The sequence below is a fragment of the Paenibacillus sp. FSL R5-0341 genome (genome assembly GCF_037975235.1).
GTDB lineage: Bacteria > Bacillota > Bacilli > Paenibacillales > Paenibacillaceae > Paenibacillus > Paenibacillus amylolyticus_A.
On sequence record NZ_CP150241.1, the window covers coordinates 2,471,341 to 2,491,072 of the forward strand.

The following is a 19,732-nucleotide window of genomic DNA, read 5'->3' on the forward strand; positions in this document are numbered from 1 at the left end:
CATAATCATGTCTGGTTGACCTAATGTTAGGAACCGGATGAATGTGGTGAATGATGTATAGAATTGTACGGGAGACTTGTTTGTGAATACGGATGAACAGAATCATGAAGAATAAGTCTCCATATGTTAACCCGTGTTCACAGGTTAAATCTGCGAGCACGAGCGGAAGTCAGAGAGGATGAGACAAATGCAGACGACTAGCCTGGCTTTACATACGGATAAATATCAAATCAATATGATGTACGCCCATTGGGTGAATGGTACACACAAGCGGAAGGCCGTATTTGAAGCCTATTTCCGTAAGCTTCCTTTTGGCAACGGATATGCGGTATTTGCCGGATTGGAACGAATTGTGAACTATATCAGCCAGCTTCGTTTTACGATGGACGACATCAAATTTTTATCCAAACAAGAGGAAAATTACGATCCGGTCTTTCTGGAAGAGTTGCTCCAGTTCTCATTTCAGGGGACAATTCATTCGATGAAGGAAGGTGCAATTGTTTTCCCTGACGAACCGCTCATTCGGGTAGAAGGCTCCATTATGGAGACACAATTGGTGGAGACGGCGATACTTAACTTCATGAATTATCAGACGTTGATCGCAACCAAGGCTTCGCGGATCAAACAGGTAGCACAGCAGGATACCTTACTTGAATTCGGTACACGGCGTGCACAGGAAGCGGATGCTGCCATCTGGGGCGCACGTGCTTCATATGTGGCAGGATTCCATGCAACGTCCAATATGCTGGCCGGAGAGCGCTTCGGGATACCAACAGCAGGTACACATGCCCATTCCTGGGTACAGAGCTTTATGAGCGAGCAGGAAGCGTTTGATGTGTATGCCAAAGTGTTGCCTGATCAGGTCACGCTGCTGGTCGATACCTTTGACACGTTAAACAGTGGTGTACCTCACGCCATCAAGACAGCCAAGAAGCTGGAGAGCCAAGGCAAAAAGATGAATGCGATTCGTCTGGATAGTGGTGACCTTGCGTACTTGTCGATTCAGGCACGTCAGATGCTGGATGAGGCTGGCTTGGATTATGTGAAAATTGTAGCATCCAATGATTTGGATGAGAATACGATTTTCAACCTGAAGGCTCAAGGAGCGCGGATTGATACATGGGGAGTCGGCACACAACTGATTACCGCCTCTGACCAACCATCTTTGGGTGGGGTATACAAATTGGTGGAGCGTGAAGTGGACGGTGCTATGCTGCCTACGATCAAAATATCTGCCAATCCTGAAAAAGTGTCCACGCCAGGTAAAAAGGAAGTGTTCCGGATCATTGATCCGAAGCATGGCAAGGCGATTGCAGATTATATCTGCTATCCAGAGGAAGAACAGCCGCTACAGGGCGGACCGCTCAAGCTGTTCAACCCGCTACACCCTTATCTGAAAAAGACCGTTACCCGCTACGAAGCGGTAAATATGCTGGAGCCGATCTTTGTGAACGGACGCAAGGTGTATGAGCTGCCTAATTTGGATGAGATTCGGGCGTACCATAAGGAACAGATGAACCTCTTCTGGCCTGAATACCAACGGAAGCTCAACCCCGAGATCTATCGTGTGAACATTAGCCCTGCGGCATGGAATATGAAGCAGAAGCTCATTGCGGAACATGTGAAGTCCACAGAGGAATGATCTACACATAAGAATTACAGAGAGGCATAACCAGTGAAGAATACTGGCTTATGCCTTTTTAGTATGATCCAGATGATGCGGATCAGAAATGTAAGAAATCTCATGGACAGAATGCCTATGTGGCAGGCTATACTGGAAGTTGGCTTATTCAGTTCAAGAGGTTGCTGTTCAAAAAAGTACTTTTTGAACACGCATTTAGAGGGGAAATGCAGTAATTATTTCTCGGGAAAGCGCAGGAGACGCCAAATCTTGCATCTTTCGGAGTGTTGCTTCGACATATTAGGGCAGCTCCTTCCGTACCGATTGAATATCTGGCATTGTTTCAATCCCATAGTTGCCGGGGATGAGAGTAAGAGGAGGTGCAGACATGAGATGGATATTAGGACTGGTCTGGATCGCTTTTATTGCCTATGCAGTGTTGTTGGCACCGGGGCAGTCACCTGGAAGTGATCCTATATTCAAAGAACTAATCACACTGCAAAGCAAGGAGCCTTGGCTGCTTACTGTATTTTCGTGGTTAGGTATTTTCCCGGCAGTGTATGCTTGTATGCTGTTAAGAATATCTGTGAAAGAACGAAGTGGCCGTATACCCGCTTGGCCTTTTGTCTTGCTTTCTTTTGGACTAGGTGCTTTTGCCCTGCTTCCTTATTATGCGTGGTCATCATCTGCGAATAGAACATCGGGATACGAAAGCTTACATTTTGGTCGTCAGCGGGAGTCGGGAATTGGACGGGTAGCAGCCCATAAGCTGACGCATGTAGTCCTTCTGCTCTTAACGCTGGGGACAGCATTCTATGCCGTGACGCAAGGTCATCCGGATGTATTTATGGACGCGTTCAATCAATCTTCCTTTGTACATATCATGACGATTGATTTTGTACTGCTGAGTTTACTTTCCATGATTGCGATATGCAGGGATACTAAAGTGAGTCGACGTTCACCAGCATGGGCAGTGACAGGCATTATCCCCATTGTGGGTCCACTAATCTATCTGTTGACGTTAAGGAGAGACAGAGCTTGATCATTAACATGAGGAAGAATCCATAGGTAAAGGTAGCCGTTAAACCTGAATGCGAACAATTCATTTGCTTAATGGAAAAATATACAAAATTGAAAGAAGGAGTGGCTATCAATGAAAAACCAATTTAACGCATATGTTGTCCGTAAAGAAGAACAGGGCGGAGTGAAAGCTGCTATAGAGCAACTGAAGAAGGAGGATCTGCCAAATGGAGATGTAACGGTACAGGTGCAGTATTCCAGTGTCAATTATAAAGACGGACTCGCTACCCTTGAAAAGGGAGGTGTCGTTCGTGAATACCCGATGGTACCAGGCATTGATCTGGCAGGAACAGTTGAGGAATCGGTAAGCGGACGTTTTGCACCGGGAGATCGAGTAATCAGTACAGGATTTGAACCAGGCGTATCCCATTACGGAGGGTACAGCGAGTATGCTCGACTGCGCAGTGAATGGCTGGTGCCTCTGCCACCGGGTCTTAGTGAGAAAGAAGCCATGGCGATTGGAACCGCAGGATTTACCGCTGCACTTTCGGTAGATGCGCTGTTACAGGCTGGAGTGACACCGGAGATGGGCAAGGTTCTGGTTACGGGTGCAACAGGTGGCGTTGGCAGTATGGCAGTTGCGATTCTGGCGAAGCTTGGTTTCAAAGTAATAGCCAGCACAGGCAAGAAGGAGCAGGAGGAGCCATTGCTTCGAAACTTGGGGGCTTCAGAGGTAATTACTCGTGAAGAAGCCGATGCTCCAGCTAAAGGAGCCATGGGGAAACAGTTATGGGCGGGAGTTGTTGATCCAACAGGAGGCCCGGCACTCGCGGAGCGATTGAAACAGATCCAATACGGAGGTGCGGTTGCGGTATCTGGTTTAACTGGAGGCACAGCTTTTGAATCGACGGTACTTCCATTTATATTGCGTGGTATCCAGCTTATTGGTATAGACTCTGTATTTTGTCCGATGGAACGGCGGGAACGATTGTGGAAACTGCTTGGCGGAGAATGGAAACCGGAGCGCGCGTTGGAACTGGGAATCCGTGAAATTTCCTTAGACCAGTTGCCTCATACGCTGGAGACGATACTCCAAGGTGGTGCAGTAGGTCGTACCGTGGTCCATACGATATCAGATCTGCCATCCGCATAAGATTCTAAGTCCTTAGACATGCTAATTCTACCTGAATGGGTCACAGTACACGTGGCTGGAAAGGAAGGATTGGCATGTGGTTTGGTAGAGAAGACCGAATTCTGGTTGGAAGAATAATCAAGTCGGTACTTGTAAGTGTAATGTTGATCACAACTGTCTGGTCCCTGGTGGCTTGTTCAGCATCATCCATTGAACAGGAGCGAAAGCTCTATACGCGCGAAGCGACGAATGAAGGAAATATGCGAGCACAGAGTCAAGGACACGGATTAAACGGTGCATTGGTGAATGAGATCAGTAAGAGTTTTGAAGCAAAGGGCATCCAGCTGATGAATAACATGTCTGCCGATGACGATCATGGTGGGATCTCTTATATGTACTTGTTGAATGGAAGCGGCAGACACATCGTGAAAGTCCATATTTTCGGTAGTAAGGCAGCACGGGTTGCTGGGATGAAACAAATGTACAGTGAGAATGGTGATGAGGCTGTCTTGGAGAATGTGCTTGGCCGAACAACGATTCGCAGCAAAGGTTACGTTTCACTGGTGTATACGGCTTCTGGTGGGGAAAAGGACGAGTATGAGCCGGATGTTCTGCAGGTGTTTCAACATGTGCTGGAGCAATTAAGGTAAGAGGAGAGCACCAAGCTTTCAATTCGTATCGTACAGCTGAAAATAAACCCGAAAAACCCGTCTGATTTTTCAGACGGGTTTATATATTTCACGCATGACATGCCGTAGCTCAGGCAAAATGAGTTTTTCCATAGCCAATTTGACAGCTCCTTTGGAGCCTGGCATGGAGAAGACGGCTGTGCGTCCAATCGTTCCGGCGACGGCTCTGCTCAGGATGGCAGCGGAACCGATATCCTCGGTGTAACTCAGAAAACGGAAGATTTCACCGAAGCCCGGCAGTTCCTTGTCGAGCAGTGAGGACACCGCTTCGTAGGTTGTATCTCGAGGGGCAATCCCTGTTCCGCCACTGAGCAGCACGGCTTCGATATCATCACGAACGGCTGCATCTTGCAGGATGCTTCGAATGTTCTCCGTTTCATCTGGCGTAATGATGTATTCAACAATCTGATAACCTGCTTCATTCAGAAGCTGATGCATGAGCTGGCCGCTGGTATCGGTGTCTTTGGTGCGCGTGTCCGATACCGTTACAATCATGCACGATACCGTGTCCGGAGCTTCCTGGCGATGTTGTTCCACTGAATTGGTCATGAAACTTCCTCCTTCAATCAACATGTCCTCATAGCATAGACCATCCGTTAGAATCAGGCAATGTACTGGGGAAGAGTTGAACGTTATTGCACAACGAATGCAGGTGGTGTACACTCGCTAGATATAGATAGACTAGGTTACAAGAGGATAATTAGAGAGGTGTTTAAGCATGAACGAAACGATTTTAAAAGAAAAATCCATACCTGTATATATACTGTCAGGCTTTTTGGGAAGTGGCAAAACAACACTGCTTGTTCAGTTGATCGAACATTGGCAACAGCAGGGATTGCGTCCCGCAGTAGTGATGAATGAGTTGGGCGAAGTTAATCTGGATGGTCAGATTGTGGATTCCACCGTTCCGATGACAGAGATGTTAGGTGGATGTATCTGTTGTACCGTACGTGGCGACTTGGGATTGCAGCTTGCTGAACTTGTACAGGAGGAATCCCCTGATGTGATCATCATAGAAGCAACGGGTGCGGCAAATCCAATGGAAATTTTGGATGCGGTCACCGAGACTTCACTCTACATGCGATTGGAATTGAAAAGCCTCATTACCGTTGTGGATGCAGCGCATCTATCTGGATTGTACCAGGAGCAGAAGGGGCAGACCTTCAAATTGATGCAGGAGCAGATTCGTTGTGCGTCTGTGCTTCTCTTGAACAAAACAGATCGGGTGAGTGCACAGGAACTGCAAGATTTGGAGCAGCTTTTGGCAAAATGGAATGGCTTCGCACCTGTAATACCTACGGTCAAATGTGCGGTGGAGATGGATCTGTTGCTTCGCAGCGGGGCAGACGTGCACGTCCATGATTCAGCCTCTGAAGCAGGTCAGCATGCTCACCAAGAGCATCATGTTCATACGGAAGCCTGTGGCGTACATGGATGCAGTCATGGACATGAACATACACATCATACAGTCCAAGGCGATGCTACGAATACTGACGGATCTCATAGCCATAGCCATGTCCATGAACACGCTCATGAGCATCCCGCTCCTCATGCATCACACGAACATGTCATGGTGTATACGCATTATTTCAGTCATCCGGTGAATAGCGAAGCATTTGAACAGTTTGTATCAGCTTTGCCACGAGACGTGTATCGAGCGAAAGGTATTTTATCGTTTAGTGACACGGCGAGCCGCTTCTGGTTCCAGTATGCTTACCGTGAATCGGATTATATGAAGATCACACCTCAGGGAGATGTCCCTAATGTTGCTGTGTTCATAGGTGAACATTTTGACCAAACTGTCATTCGTGACCAATTAATGGAATTGGAAGCGATAAAGTAGGCTAGATGATTCAATGTTCCTCCGTACTGGGTATTAAGAAGCATAGCAAACTTTGCCTGGGAGGTAACTTTAAATGACACAACAACAATATCAACAATGTATCGATGCTTGCCTGGAGTGCATGAATGCTTGCAACGTATGTTACATATCGAGTCTGAAAGAATATGATCTGGCGATGCTGCGTGATTGCATTCGTTTGAATCGGGAATGTGCGGAGATTTGCAGTTTTGCTGCACAAGCGATGACGCGTGGAAGTGATTTCATTGCCGAAATATGCGAATTGTGTGTGAAAGCTTGTGAAGCTTGCGCCGCAGAGTGTGGTAAACACCAGCATGATCACTGTCAAGCATGTGCAGAGGCTTGCCGCAGATGTGCAGAAGCTTGCCGCTTGATGGCAGCAGTAGCGTAAATATCATTTCTCTGGAATATATAATTAAACGGATAATATGTTGGTCCCCTAAGGGAAGCAGCGAACACAGGCATCTGAGACGGTGTGCCTATGTGTTGCCTTCAGTAGGGGATTTTTAATGCGGGTTGCCAAGTCTGATCGTGGTATGTATAATGATGGCAATGAATTGAAACGAAGAATATCGATGATCGGGAGAGTAGCCAGATCCATACATGACAGCGAGCCGGGAGAGGTGGAAGCCGGTATGACATGACCTGAGTGAACCGCACCCGTGAGATGGTTATCCGAAAAGATGTACGTATCCCGATTGGGATAGGCCATATCTGTCTGAGGGTAATCCGGCTTGCGACCGTTATACGCATCGAGCGGAACAGGTTTTACTGGTATGCATCTTGATGCATATCAGGAGTAGCTGTTCACCTAGAGTGGTACCGCGGGAACTGTTAATTCAGCTCTCGTCTCTTATGTAGAGACGAGAGCTTTTTTGTGTTTATTTTCAGCTAATAATGAATGGATTAGGAGTGTTCAACATGTTGATGAAGCAGGCTGCGTCCGATATTGCCCCTTTAACGGGATTGAATGAAAAAGAGGTTATGAGATTACTGGAGGTCCCACCGCAGGCGGAAATGGGTGATGCAGCATTCCCTTGTTTTACTTTAGCGAAGTCATTAAAGAAAGCACCGGCAGTCATTGCAACTGAGCTCGCAACGGGATTGCAGGTATCTGGAATTGAAGCGACTCCCGCCGGTCCGTATGTAAATATCCGTTTTAACCGGGAGAAGCTCGCGCCGAATCTGCTGAAAGAACTGGGGAATGGGGCATTTGGTAAGCTTCAGCTTGGTCAAGGTTCACGTGTTGTGATTGATATGTCTTCCCCTAACATCGCGAAACCCTTCGGAATTGGACATTTGCGTTCTACTGTAATCGGTGCAGCATTGTATCGGTTGTACAACGAAGCGGGTTATACCTCTGTGAGTGTGAATCATCTGGGAGACTGGGGAACCCAGTTTGGCAAGCAGATCGCAGCATACAAACGGTGGGGCAATGATGAAGCGTTGCAGGCAGACCCGATCCGCACGTCCCTTGAGCTGTATGTACGTTTCCACGATGAGGCGGAGAACGATCCTTCTCTGGAGATTGAGGCACGGGACTGGTTCCGCAAGCTGGAGCAAAGGGACGAGGAAGCACAACGGTTATGGGCGTTCTTTGTAGAAGTGAGCATGAAGGAATTCAACCGGATGTATGAACGTCTGAACGTACAATTTGACCATACGCTGGGGGAAAGCTTTTACAATGACAAGATGGGCGCGGTGGTTGAAGAACTCAAGGCGAAAGGTTTACTTGAAGAGAGTGATGGAGCACTTGTGGTACGTCTGGAGGATGAGAACATGCCCCCGTGCCTGATTATCAAAAAAGACGGAACAACAATCTATCCTACACGGGATTTGGCTACGGCGGTTTATCGTCATGAGGTGATGAAGGCAGATCGGTTGTTATACGTGGTTGGAGGGGAGCAGAAGTTACATTTCCGGCAGGTATTTGCGGTCCTATCCCGGATGGGGCATGAATGGTCTGCGAAGTGTGAACATATCCCGTTTGGCTTAATGCGTTTTGAGGGACGAAAAATGTCTACCCGCCGGGGTAAAGTCGTCTTTTTGCAGGAAGTGTTGGATGAGGCAGTTGCTCGTGCCTTGCAGATTATTCAGGAGAAAAACCCGAATCTGGAGAACCCTCAGAAGGTGGCTGAGGCTGTTGGTGTCGGTGCCATTATCTTCGGTGATCTGCGTAATAATCGGTTAAATGATGTGGACTTCTCCCTGGAGGATGCGGTGAGTTTTGAAGGGGAGACCGGACCTTATGTGCAATACACGCATGCCCGGATTCAAAGTGTACTGGCAAAGGCAGAAGAGGCGATCCGTATGGAAAATGAAAACCATCTGACTAACGGCACGATTGCAGATGATGTAAATAAAACAGGGACCACTTCATCCAGCATCGGAGATACCTCATGGGCCTTGCTGAAACTGCTCGGTGAATATCCCGAGTATCTGGAAAAAGCCATTCATCGGAATGAGCCTTCGGTCATTGCCAAATATACGATAGATGTCGCTCAAGCGTTCAACCGCTTCTATCACGCTGAACGGATTGCAGATGCGCCATCTGAGGTAAGATCTTTCCGGGTAGCCTTGGCCGAACGGACTGCCGAACGCCTTGCATACAGTCTGTATTTGCTTGGTGTGCAGGCTCCGGAACGGATGTGATCCCAATGACATGGAGTACACGTGGTCTTTTCAAGAAGTCCGATCAAGCTACACCAGACTCATCAGGTCGAGGTATATTGCTTCAACAAGTGAGCAAGCGATTAGGTACTGCTCAGGTGCTGAATCAAATTAATCTAGAGGTGAAGCAGGGCGAATGTGCTGTGCTTGTGGGCAGAAACGGTTCTGGCAAAAGCACGTTGCTACGTATATTGGGGGGCAGTTTGTTACCTGATACAGGATCGATCCAGCGCACAATGAAGGGTTCTGATGGGTATGCAGTAGATGGCCTGCCACGGTTACCTTTCACCTCTGGAGAGTACTTGTGGGACATGGGACGGATTCGGGGCATCCGCCCCGAAATACTCCGTGAGCGGATTAGAGAACTTAGTGAACTTTTATATCTGGATACCGCGATCGATCAGAAGTTACCCTTATTATCGAAGGGCACACTGCAAAAAGTAAATTTGATTCAGGCCCTGTTACCTGGACCGGGTGGTCTTTTGTTGCTGGATGAACCTTTATCAGGCTTGGATATTCCAGCTCAAGAGGCAGTTGTATCCTTATTGGGACAATGGAAGGATGAAGGAACATCCATCGTTACAGCTTGCCATGAACCGTTGCTTATTGAATGTTTGGCAGACCAGGTGATTGTGTTGAAGAAAGGTCGTGTGCTCCGCTACTGGAGTCGTGAGGATGTATTACAAGCTGACGAACCCGTTGTACGTATTCAAAGTCTGACGGAAGCTGGAGAGGATCTGGCCAACAATCCATCCGTTGTACAACAACCGGGAGTACTGTCTTTAGTTCGTAATACGAGCTCGGAGAAATCCAAATCTTGGTTGTGGGATTGGAAAGTATCTCAGAAATCAACAGATGATGTTCTTAGAATGATTCTGGCATCCGGAGGTTCGGTTGTGTCTGTACAACAGGAAGAAAGTCAATTACATATGGAAAGTCTGCTGGAAGGCCAACATCCAGCTGTATGTTCGAGTCGTGGGGTCGTCCCAGAATCAATGGGGTTAACCCCTCCCATGGACGCTGAGGGGAGAAAGGTCCAATGATCTATCTGACCCGATATTTGTTAAGGCATCACATCCGTTCACAGAAATATTTTGCACCAGTTATCTTTTATATCATCACCATGCTGCTGATCTATTCCTACAAACCTAATCCTATTGCAGACAGTTACAGTGTCACGGCTATGCTCTTATTTCTGGCAGCTGCTTGGCTCGGAGTAATGGTGATGAATACGGAACCTGCGAGGCAGTATCAACTGCTTGTCCTTCATGCAGGAAGCAGGCGTAAGGTTGTAACAAGTCAACTCATCTGTGCCTGGATCATGCAATTCATGCTCACCGCAATCACTGTGCTGTATCCCGTGTTCGCGGGAATGTTCGAGAGACAACCCACGGGTGAGGAGTGGATGATGACTTGGTTAGGACATCTGGGATTATCGCTACTGGGATTGGGCATCAGTGTATTTTTTCAAAAATCATACATTCCTTTACTTAGTCGTAGTATGCCGGCCCTCATTATTGTACTATTACTATCATTTATCCAGGTTTCCTTAAGTGAACGTCTGCCTGAATCGTTACAATGGCTTGGGCGTATTCTGCCACCAGCCTTTTATCAGGTTCGTGAGATGATGTTATTCGATGAATCAAAAATGAGCTCCTTTGTTTCGGTTACGCTATGGACTGTGCTCTATGCATCGGGGTTATTAATTATCCATGTGTGGCTGTCCGGAAGAAGAGATCTACGGAGTTAGAAGTCGCGCTTCCCCATAACTTGAATGTTGCTCTTGGTTTGGTTAGGATAGAGGGACATGGAATGGATAACATTGTACGGTTGAAGGGGGCGCTCGCATATGCAAAATACAGACATCCAGAATGGTGACATGCTGGACAGCGAACACTCCAGGGAATTGTTTGCCTATTACGGATTGGCCGTGTACTACGGTCAGGCGCTTGAACAGCAGCTGGTCAATCTGATTTTATTAATGAAAATGTCTCAGGGCAAGGCCGTGTCTGAAGAGGATCTGGAAGATCTGTACGAACGAAAAATGAGCAGTTCACTAGGGCAGCTCATTCATGAGGTACGCCATCATTTTACCTTTTCTGAGGAAGAGACTCACCAATTGAATGAATTGTGGCAGCAACGTAACCGAATCGTACATCATTATTTCAAGGAACGAATCCATGAGACATTCAGTCCGGAAGGACGATCACGCATGATTAAGGAATTGGAGGATTTCAAAGACCGTGCACAGGAGCTGGAGATCAGTCTTCAGCAATATACGGGTGCCTGGATTGCTGAGCTTGGTCTGGATGCTGAATCCGCAGCAGCTTTGCAAACGCTGGAACGTATGCATGCGGAGAGCATGCACGCAAGGGCTTTGGAAGAGAATGAATGAAAAGCAAACGCAAAATGAAACACTGGATTGTAATTACGGCTCTGGCTGTAGTATTGGTCGGAATTCTATGGACTGTGGTTACGGTAGCACGTATATTGGCATATACGGATGAGGATTCGTCCAGGATATCGGATGCAGCGATCATTCTGGGTGCGGCCGTGGAGGGGGATAACCCTTCACCTGTATTTCGTGAACGTATTGAACACGGGATTGAATTATACCGTCAGGGCACCGTTCATAATCTAATTTTTACAGGCGGGTCAAGTGGTGATGGAGAACATACGGAAGCTGAAGTAGGTCAGAAGTATGCCATTGCACAAGGAGTAGATCCAGCGGACATTCGCGTAGAGACCGAATCTCGAATCACCGAGGAGAATCTGAGCAATTCAATTCCAATAGGTGAACAGGCCGGTTATCACACGTATACGATTGTGAGTGATCCTTTACATATGAAAAGGGCCATGAAGCTGGCTGCTGGATTGGGTATGGATGCCGTACCATCTCCGACACGTACTACGGCTTATCGAACCTGGCGCAGCAAGTTTCCTTTTCTCGCAAGAGAGACCGTGATGTACATGGGATATACGATCAAAGGATGGATAGACAATCCGTAGCAGCCGTGAGGTTGTGCGCGGATTGTTTTTTTGTTCGAGCTAAATAAACAGTATCGGAGCATAGCCCAGATAAAAATAAAAAACCGATCTACACCGCAAACCCCTAAGGTAGCCGTGTAGATCGGTTTTTGTGTTGCCTGTTGAGTGCATATCATTTCTGATTAGTTAGTACAAGAATTTCTGTATTAACTATGTTATGCATTGCCTCCGGCAAAGGAGGTTGAGGTTGGAATGATCTCGCCCGACCGATTCTCGCTGCTTGCACCCGCTGCTGCTTGCGCACCTTGCTGAAGCTGATACATCTTATAATAGCGGCCTTTAAGCTCCATCAGGTCATCATGTGCACCTTGCTCAACGATACGCCCGCGATGCAGAACCAGAATTTGATCTGCCGAACGAATGGTGGACAGACGGTGAGCAATGATGAAGGTGGTGCGTCCTTTTTTGAGGACTTCGAGTGCGTTCTGAATCAATGCTTCCGTTTCCGTATCAATATTAGCAGTCGCTTCATCCAGAATGAGGATGGCTGGATCAAACGCCAGTGCACGAGCAAAGGAGATCAACTGACGCTGTCCAGCAGACAATGTGCTTCCTTTTTCGATGACAGGTTCGTCAAAGCCTTGAGGCAAATGAGCCAGGATACGTTCAGCGCCTACATCACGCAGCGCCTGTTCAATTCGCTCACGGGAGATCTTCTCATCGCCGAGACTGACGTTGGAAGCAATAGTGCCTGTGAACAGATACGGGTCCTGCAATACAATCCCCATATGCTCGCGAATCCACTGTTTGGGCAGATCCTTGACGTTCTGACCGTCGATCGTGATCTTGCCTTTTTGCGGATCATAGAACCGGAACAGCAGGTTGATGATCGAGCTTTTACCGGAACCGGTATGACCGACCAGAGCGACCGTCTGACCTTGGGATGCTTTAAACGAAATATTGTTGAGTACGAAATCCTTCTTATAGGCAAAGGATACATCGTCAAATACAACATTCCCTTTGTATCTTGGCATAGAGCCATCGGTTACGGCTTCTCCCTTTTCATCCATCAGCTCAAAGACGCGACCAGCGGATACGAGAGAGGAGTCCAGGTTGGCAAGCTGATTCACCATGCCGGTAATCGGCTGGAACAAGCGGCCCAGGACATCGACGAAAGCATACAGAACACCCAGTGAGATAATACTTGTGCCATCCAACACGCTGGAACCGAAGTACCACAGGACCACCGCAAAGGCGATATTCCGCAATACGTTAACCAGGTTGTGTGAGGTGAAGGCATTCAGGTTAAGCATTTTGTTCTGGTGTTTCATATAGTCATCATTCAGATCTTCGAATTCCTGTTTGGTTTGTTTCTGATGGCGGAATACTCGGATAATGGACATACCCTGAATGGACTCGTTAATAATTGCATTGATCTCACTCAGTCGTGATCGAATAATTGTATTGTAGCGAGTGGCGAATTTGCGATAGAGCACAATCCACGCAATGAGCATCGGCACGACGAATAATGAGATCAAGCCGAGGCGAACATCGAGCAGGAAGAGTGCGACATACACACCAGTAATTGTGATGATCCCTGAGAAAAAGTTCGAAAGAACGGCAACGAACAGATCCTTGACGGCTTCTGTATCGTTCGTGACTCGAGATACAACTTTACCTGCGGGCAGATTATCAAAAAAGTGCACCGGCAGTCGCTGAATATGGGCATATACATCGTTACGCAGTCTTTGAATAACCTTATTGGCTGAAGACTGCAGCCAGAATGTTTTACCGAACTCCATAATGACCGAGATCACGAGGAAGATCATGTAGTACATAATTAATTGATAGATGCTGGGCATCTCCGGTTTGTAAAAAGCAAAGAGTTCACCAGCGGACAGGGGCGCTGCCGCATATTGGCCGGTCACTTCGCCTGCGCGTGTAACCGTAAGGGTTCCATCCGCATAGACGCGGTCCCCGTCAGGTGCACTTACCGGTTCATTTACAAAATAAAAACTTCTACCGGCTTGTAATACTCGCACTTCAGAACCTTTGTTTTCATCCGGTTCGAACAAGCCTTCGCGTTTGTAGTTCTTACCGTTATAGACTGCGGCTTCATCCGAAGCTGTCGTCTCATAGAAAGGCTGCTCAATCGCGAGCAAATGATTGTCGATCATGGATTTGGCGATGAACGGCCCGGCGAGCTCGGCCGCAACACCAATGGTAAGCATAATTAATGCAGCGATAAATGTTCCTTTGGCTTTTAAGGCGTAATCAAGCAGCCTTTTGCCTGTATTAGACTTCAATGAATTGACCTCCTACGTGGACAGATTGGACTCGACCTGTTGCCGTTCATACTGTTCACGGTACCATCCGTTCATGGCTAACAGTTCCTGGTGAGTGCCTTCTTCCGTAATTTTCCCGTGCTCCAGTACGATGATTCGGTCAGCATGTTCGATAGCGGACAGGCGATGAGTCGAGATCAGCGTAGTTTTACCCGAGCGTTTGTTGCGAATATTTTCAATGATTTTAGCTTCCGTACGTGCATCGACAGCAGACAAGGCATCATCCAGAATCAGAATATCAGGGTTAGCGATAAAGGCACGCGCCAGCGATACCCGCTGTTTCTGTCCACCGGACAGAGAGATTCCTTTTTCACCAACGAGTGTATCCAGTCCATCGGACAAGGTTCCCAGATCTCCGTCAAAAGCGGCGGTACGAATGGCTTCCATAATCACTTCATCACTGGCACCAGGCTTACCAAATTGAATGTTCTGACGAACCGATTTGGAGAACAGGACTTGTTCCTGGGGTACATACCCGATCCAGCTGTGCAAGTCATCTTTGGCGATATCCTGAATGGGATGACCCGAGATGCTTAATGTGCCCGAACCAGCAGGGTATTCGTGAAGCAGTTGTTTGAGCAAAGTAGACTTGCCGCTACCCGTACGACCGACAACACCCAATGTTTGACCACGTCGTAGCGAAAAGCTGATATGACTGAGATTGTCGACAGTGGAGCTAGGGTAACGGAAGGTAACATCCTGCATCGCAATTTCTTCCGGATTCGTAACATGAGCAGGTTGCTCCACATCTTGTACAGCAGGTTCTACGGATAAAGTTTCATTGACCCGATCAAGTGAAGCGCTACCGCGCTGCATCAGGTTAATCAATTCGCCGATGGCGAACATGGGCCAGATCATCATCCCCAGGTACATATTGAACGATACGAGATCTCCCAAGGTAATTTCATTATGGAATACAAGATATATGCCGTAGGCAAGTGCAATCACATAACTGAGTCCAACGAAGAGTCGGATGGTTGGTTCGAACAGGGCATCCATTCTGGCAACGGCCAGGTTTTTGCGATATACATCTTCGGTCACATCGGCGAACCGTTTCTCGTCCAGACGTTCCTGCACATAGGCGCGCACGACACGAATACCGGCGATGGATTCCAACACTTGGTCATTCATATCTCCGAATGCATCCTGTGCCAGAGTGTAACGTTGATGTACAGCTTTACCATAGATCATCATGGCAATGGCGATAAAAGGTAAAGGCAGGATTGCCGCCAGGGTCAGTTTCCAGCTGACCAGGAAGCCCATTGCGAACAATACAGTGGCCAGAAAGGCCGTAGAGTCTGTTAAGGTCAGCATGCCAAAGCCTGCTGTAGTAGCAATGGAACGAAGGTCATTGGTGGCCCGAGCCATCAGATCTCCCGTTCTGTTTTTCTCAAAAAAGGGAGGAGTCATCCGTAACAAGTGGTCCATGAAGCGTGAACGAAGTAACCGCTCCACCAGATTGGCACCACCAAACAGTTTATGCATCCAAACGTATGTAACCAGATAGATAATGATGACCGTTCCCAGAATAAGCAAGATATAACGGGTAAGTGAGGCGCCTGTAATGGAACCACGCACAATCTCGTCGATGGCATTACCAAGAAGACGAGGAGGCAGCAGTTCAGCAACGCCCACCAGAATAAGCAAGATGACACCGGTCAGGTATCGTTTGCGTTCCAGCCGGAAGAACCAGGCCAGGTTTTTAAGTACAGAGAACACGTGTTATCCCTTCCTTTCAATGTCCGTGAAATGCAGATTCTGTTCATGTATGCCGAAATGTACCCACAAAAAAAGACATACCGCACGCAGGCGGTATGTCTTCATATGTCATACGGCAGCATGGCTCGGAGAACAGAGCCGCTACCATACATAAGTTCGATTGTGAGTAAACATCACAGAGGTTCTAATGAAAGAACGTCTTGTCATGCCGACTTATGAACAGAATAATGATTTCGGGTGTGCTCCGGTATTTAATTGTGTGCTGAATTGACCTATCATATGTTTGTTAAACACCGTAATCACCCTTTCTTTTTTTGGAAATAAATGCAATGTAGACCTCGTATGTTTGCATCTTAACACCGGCTTTTACAATCTGTCAAACATTTTTCACAACTTATTTTGTCTTTATGTGGTTACTCGGGTTTGTATTCAGGTCCTTGTAGCGATATGATGGAACATATATATACAGAAGGAGCTGACACCAAATGAGTACCATACATGTATCCGATCAAGCTGCTCGCTGGTACAAGGAAGAACTGAATTTGAACGAGGGAGACAGCATCCGATTTTTTGCCCGTTATAGCTCTGGCGGAGGTCTTCATCCTGGATTTTCGCTCGGCATTGCTGTGGAGAAACCAAGACATCCTGCGGATCAAACCGAAGTGTCGGGGATTCAATTCTTTATGGAAGATCACGATTATTGGTATCTGAAAGGGCACCAACTGCATGTGGATATCGTTGATGAAGGTCAGGATATCGAATATCGTTATACTGAAATATAATGTCTTGATGTATTCTGCAAAGCAATAGATGAATCACAGGTCGCCACCGGCTTCCGAGTAGGAGGAGGGGATAAGCAGTGAATCTGCCAGCCCGAGATTTGGCCCAGTATATCGCAAAACGCTCTCATATTGTTGTAAAAGCGGCGGTGCGGGCTGAGAACGAACAAGGTGAATTGCTGCTGATTCAGCACGCTGAGCATGGTTATTGGCGTATGCCAGCCGGTGAGATGCGTCCAGGTGAAGCCATTGAGGATGCTGCACACCGGGAGTTATGGGAAGAGACAGGTTGGACGACCAATACCATGACACTGGAAGGTCTGTATTCGGGGCCTGATCTTCGGTATCTGCATGCGAGCGGAGATGAAGAGTATTATGTCATTGCCTTGTTCCGGACACAGATCATTCAGGATGACCTTGTGGAATCGCGTGTAAATAGTGATGCGGGTCTGAAGTTTTTTGCGCTGGAGTCGTTACCACCTCTGAATGAGATTAGCCGAATTCTGTTAGCGCAGGATATTGCGGAATAAAATAAGTGTTGACGCAAAAATGACCTCGGTATCCACAATAAAGTGGGTACTGAGGTCATTTTTTGTTTTCGGATTTCCGTGCACTCCGTGATGAATTACACCTGATCCAGTGGTTCATCATCCATTGCAAAATCAAAATCATCAATATCAAATACCTGTACAGGTGATTCAGACTCAATAATACGTGCAATCAGTTCAACCTGATCGGTGAGAATCGGGATACTCAGGCGCTGAGATGTCAGCAGCAGTTCGGTCTCAATGGGATCGAAATACTCTCCGTACTGTGCCGTATCTACAGCATTGATAATGGCAATGGATACTTGGTCACCAAATAGAATGGAAGGGCTTTTTGCCCATGGAACAAGTAATGCACGCTCTATTTTTTTCTTATTCAGTGGTTCCTCGAAATAAGAAATCATTTCATTGATTTTGGATTTCACATGCTGGTCATCTGCCGGGTTATCCATCATGGGATCAGGACTGGTCTGGAATTCATATAGCTCAAGGATGGTGGTATAAGGAACAATATATTCAACAGGCGCGGGCGGCGCTAGCAATTGACCGTAAATGGCCACCATCACGGCTTCTGTAATAAACTGACGTGACATGGTTCCTTAATCCTCCTGCGCCATTAATAGTTGCAAAGTGAATCTATAATTTCCTGCAACAGCATAACCACAATATCGATTATTCTGTTGTAGACTCATGTACATAATTTGCATGAATAGAAGTATATCACACAACGGTGGGAAATACAGCCAATCTGCAGAGCATGTCAGGTCACACCCTCACAACCCGGATCAGGATTTGCCCAGTAACAACGACAATATTCCCGCCGCGATCAATGGCCCCACAGGAACACCCTTGAACAGAGCAACGCCGAGTACCGTTCCGATTAACAGCCCGGCAACGACAGTTGGTTGTGTACCCATCAGCGTAGCGCCTCGTCCACCGAGATATGCCACTAGTAATCCTACGCCAATGGCGAGCAGTGATTTCCAGTGCAGGAAAGACTCGCCGATGGTCTGCAGACTCATTTTGCCACTAGCAAGAGGTGCCATCACGCCAATGGTCAGAATGATAATTCCCAGTGTAAGTCCGTATTTTTCGAGCCATGGAAATGCCTGATTCAGGTTCAGAACTCGTAGCAACAACAGAAATACCATCGCTACGGTCACCGGTGTGTTGCTGCTGATAATCCCGAGGGCCGCAAATCCGAGCAACAGCAGGGAGGTCATGTCCATGGTCTTCATTTCCCTTCAGTCTGTCCACGTTGTCTGCTAACGATATGTTCCGCAATGTACCTACCATGCCAGCGTCCGGATTCAATAAAGACTTCATTGGCATTACGCCCAGAAGCGATGACTCCGCCCACGTATATACCAGGTACGCTGCTTTCCATCGTTTGCGCATCATATACGGGTTTATCCATATCATCGGACATCTCTACACCTACGGAAGCGAGCAGATGGCGATCCGGGCGGAAACCGGTCATGGCCAGAACAAAGTCGTTATCCAGTTCGCTAGTGGAACCATCCGTGTGTATCAGACGAATCGAATCATCCAATATTTCATTCACGCGTGATTCCAGATGAAGCGTGATACGGCCTTTTGTCACCATGCTTTCGAATAGCGGACGTACCCATGGTTTGATGTGTTCAGACAGACCACTGCCGCGATAAACCATATCAATATGTGCTCCGACACGAACCAGTTCCATGGCCGCGTCCACCGCGGAGTTGCTTCCACCAATAATGGCAACACGCGTACGGGTATAAGGGTGGGCTTCCCGGAAATAGTGGGTTACTTTATCTTTGTCTTCTCCAGGAATGCCCAGATAGTTAGGATGGTCAAAATAACCGGTAGCTACAACTACATTGCGTCCAACATGTACGATGGCCTCCCCGCGTCGATTGAGCGTATGTACCTCAAACGTGCCATCATCCTTGCGTTTGATCTCACGGGCTTCCTCATAGTTATGAACACGCAGGCCAAAATGTTCGGCTACCCTGCGATAATAGGCGAGTGCTTCATAACGAAACGGTTTATCATTAGGTGTGCTGAACGGAACGTTTCCGATCTCAAGCAGCTCGGCTGTGCTGAAAAACTGCATATGGGTTGGATACAGATAAATAGATTGGACGATATTGTATTTCTCAACAATCACAGCGGACAGTCCCAGCCGCTCGCATTCAATGGCAGCAGACAGACCGCATGGGCCTCCGCCGATAATAATGACATCTTCCATGTTCTTAATCCTCCTTATTTCAAGCAATATAATCCTACCGTAAATAACGGGCTAATGCCAGTTCAAGCGTGAGTTTAACCCAGACAGGCTTCCTTGAATCCAAAGGAGTTGACGTGGAGAGAGGAAAAGA

The 19,732-nt window shown here is 47.4% G+C and carries 20 protein-coding genes; 14 read left to right on the top strand and 6 right to left on the bottom strand.

The window, feature by feature from the left end:
• Positions 1 to 187: 187 nt before the first annotated feature.
• The 4 genes from MKX75_RS11270 (at position 188) to MKX75_RS11285 (ending at position 4,423) form a co-directional block, all read left to right on the top strand.
• The gene (locus tag MKX75_RS11270; protein ID WP_062833859.1) at positions 188 to 1,642 is read left to right on the top strand and encodes a nicotinate phosphoribosyltransferase; all 1,455 of its coding nucleotides are present in this window, start codon (positions 188 to 190) and stop codon (positions 1,640 to 1,642) included.
• A gap of 367 nt (positions 1,643 to 2,009) precedes the next feature.
• The gene (locus MKX75_RS11275) at positions 2,010 to 2,663 is read left to right on the top strand and encodes a hypothetical protein (RefSeq protein WP_076330704.1); all 654 of its coding nucleotides are present in this window, start codon (positions 2,010 to 2,012) and stop codon (positions 2,661 to 2,663) included.
• A gap of 111 nt (positions 2,664 to 2,774) precedes the next feature.
• A complete protein-coding gene (locus tag MKX75_RS11280; RefSeq protein WP_339169630.1) occupies positions 2,775 to 3,794 on the top strand; it encodes an acryloyl-CoA reductase in 1,020 nt (339 codons plus the stop codon).
• A gap of 74 nt (positions 3,795 to 3,868) precedes the next feature.
• Positions 3,869 to 4,423, top strand: coding sequence for a hypothetical protein (locus tag MKX75_RS11285; protein ID WP_339169632.1), 555 nt, complete (start codon positions 3,869 to 3,871; stop codon positions 4,421 to 4,423).
• A gap of 69 nt (positions 4,424 to 4,492) precedes the next feature.
• Here MKX75_RS11285 and MKX75_RS11290 read toward each other — a convergent pair whose 3' ends face one another.
• Positions 4,493 to 5,011 (bottom strand): MogA/MoaB family molybdenum cofactor biosynthesis protein, encoded by a 519-nt coding sequence (locus tag MKX75_RS11290; RefSeq protein ID WP_036609234.1) that lies wholly within the window; start codon positions 5,009 to 5,011, stop codon positions 4,493 to 4,495.
• Positions 5,012 to 5,180: 169 nt separating this feature from the next.
• On the opposite strand from MKX75_RS11290, the gene MKX75_RS11295 reads away from it, so the two are divergent.
• The 8 genes from MKX75_RS11295 (at position 5,181) to MKX75_RS11330 (ending at position 12,002) form a co-directional block, all read left to right on the top strand.
• Positions 5,181 to 6,305, top strand: a complete 1,125-nt coding sequence (locus tag MKX75_RS11295; RefSeq protein ID WP_076330708.1) for a GTP-binding protein — start codon at positions 5,181 to 5,183, stop codon at positions 6,303 to 6,305.
• A gap of 73 nt (positions 6,306 to 6,378) precedes the next feature.
• The gene (locus MKX75_RS11300) at positions 6,379 to 6,714 is read left to right on the top strand and encodes a four-helix bundle copper-binding protein (protein WP_062833864.1); all 336 of its coding nucleotides are present in this window, start codon (positions 6,379 to 6,381) and stop codon (positions 6,712 to 6,714) included.
• A 118-nt stretch (positions 6,715 to 6,832) separates the two neighbouring features.
• Entirely contained in the window at positions 6,833 to 6,967 is a 135-nt protein-coding gene (locus MKX75_RS11305; protein WP_303048953.1) for a hypothetical protein, read from the top strand.
• Between the two features lie 277 nt (positions 6,968 to 7,244).
• Positions 7,245 to 8,975, top strand: a complete 1,731-nt coding sequence (gene argS, locus MKX75_RS11310; RefSeq protein ID WP_339169633.1) for an arginine--tRNA ligase — start codon at positions 7,245 to 7,247, stop codon at positions 8,973 to 8,975.
• A 5-nt stretch (positions 8,976 to 8,980) separates the two neighbouring features.
• The gene (locus MKX75_RS11315; RefSeq protein WP_339169634.1) at positions 8,981 to 10,036 is read left to right on the top strand and encodes an ATP-binding cassette domain-containing protein; all 1,056 of its coding nucleotides are present in this window, start codon (positions 8,981 to 8,983) and stop codon (positions 10,034 to 10,036) included.
• A complete protein-coding gene (locus tag MKX75_RS11320; protein ID WP_339169635.1) occupies positions 10,033 to 10,743 on the top strand; it encodes a hypothetical protein in 711 nt (236 codons plus the stop codon). The genes MKX75_RS11315 and MKX75_RS11320 overlap by 4 nt, the downstream gene beginning before the upstream one ends.
• A gap of 99 nt (positions 10,744 to 10,842) precedes the next feature.
• Positions 10,843 to 11,388, top strand: a complete 546-nt coding sequence (locus MKX75_RS11325; RefSeq protein WP_062833868.1) for a hypothetical protein — start codon at positions 10,843 to 10,845, stop codon at positions 11,386 to 11,388.
• Positions 11,385 to 12,002 carry a YdcF family protein gene (locus MKX75_RS11330; protein ID WP_339169636.1) on the top strand — a complete coding sequence of 206 codons (618 nt, stop codon included), beginning with the start codon at positions 11,385 to 11,387 and terminating at the stop codon, positions 12,000 to 12,002. Before MKX75_RS11325 ends, MKX75_RS11330 begins: the two co-directional genes overlap by 4 nt.
• A gap of 194 nt (positions 12,003 to 12,196) precedes the next feature.
• Here MKX75_RS11330 and MKX75_RS11335 read toward each other — a convergent pair whose 3' ends face one another.
• Together MKX75_RS11335 and MKX75_RS11340 are read right to left on the bottom strand one after the other, a co-directional pair.
• Entirely contained in the window at positions 12,197 to 14,287 is a 2,091-nt protein-coding gene (locus tag MKX75_RS11335; protein WP_339169637.1) for an ABC transporter ATP-binding protein, read from the bottom strand.
• Between the two features lie 12 nt (positions 14,288 to 14,299).
• Entirely contained in the window at positions 14,300 to 16,045 is a 1,746-nt protein-coding gene (locus tag MKX75_RS11340) for an ABC transporter transmembrane domain-containing protein (RefSeq protein ID WP_145146960.1), read from the bottom strand.
• Between the two features lie 485 nt (positions 16,046 to 16,530).
• Here MKX75_RS11340 and MKX75_RS11345 point away from each other — a divergent pair, with 485 nt between their 5' ends.
• A complete protein-coding gene (locus MKX75_RS11345) occupies positions 16,531 to 16,827 on the top strand; it encodes a HesB/YadR/YfhF family protein (protein WP_017689086.1) in 297 nt (98 codons plus the stop codon).
• Positions 16,828 to 16,904: 77 nt separating this feature from the next.
• A complete protein-coding gene (locus tag MKX75_RS11350) occupies positions 16,905 to 17,354 on the top strand; it encodes an NUDIX domain-containing protein (protein ID WP_062833872.1) in 450 nt (149 codons plus the stop codon).
• A 95-nt stretch (positions 17,355 to 17,449) separates the two neighbouring features.
• Here MKX75_RS11350 and MKX75_RS11355 read toward each other — a convergent pair whose 3' ends face one another.
• The 3 genes from MKX75_RS11355 to MKX75_RS11365 all read right to left on the bottom strand — a co-directional run bounded on the left by MKX75_RS11355 (position 17,450) and on the right by MKX75_RS11365 (position 19,602).
• A complete protein-coding gene (locus MKX75_RS11355; protein WP_062833873.1) occupies positions 17,450 to 17,962 on the bottom strand; it encodes a hypothetical protein in 513 nt (170 codons plus the stop codon).
• Positions 17,963 to 18,154: 192 nt separating this feature from the next.
• Entirely contained in the window at positions 18,155 to 18,598 is a 444-nt protein-coding gene (locus MKX75_RS11360) for a DUF441 domain-containing protein (RefSeq protein ID WP_062835986.1), read from the bottom strand.
• A gap of 5 nt (positions 18,599 to 18,603) precedes the next feature.
• Complete coding sequence (locus tag MKX75_RS11365) at positions 18,604 to 19,602, bottom strand: YpdA family putative bacillithiol disulfide reductase (protein ID WP_076330716.1); 999 nt, start codon at positions 19,600 to 19,602, stop codon at positions 18,604 to 18,606.
• Positions 19,603 to 19,732 lie beyond the last annotated feature (130 nt).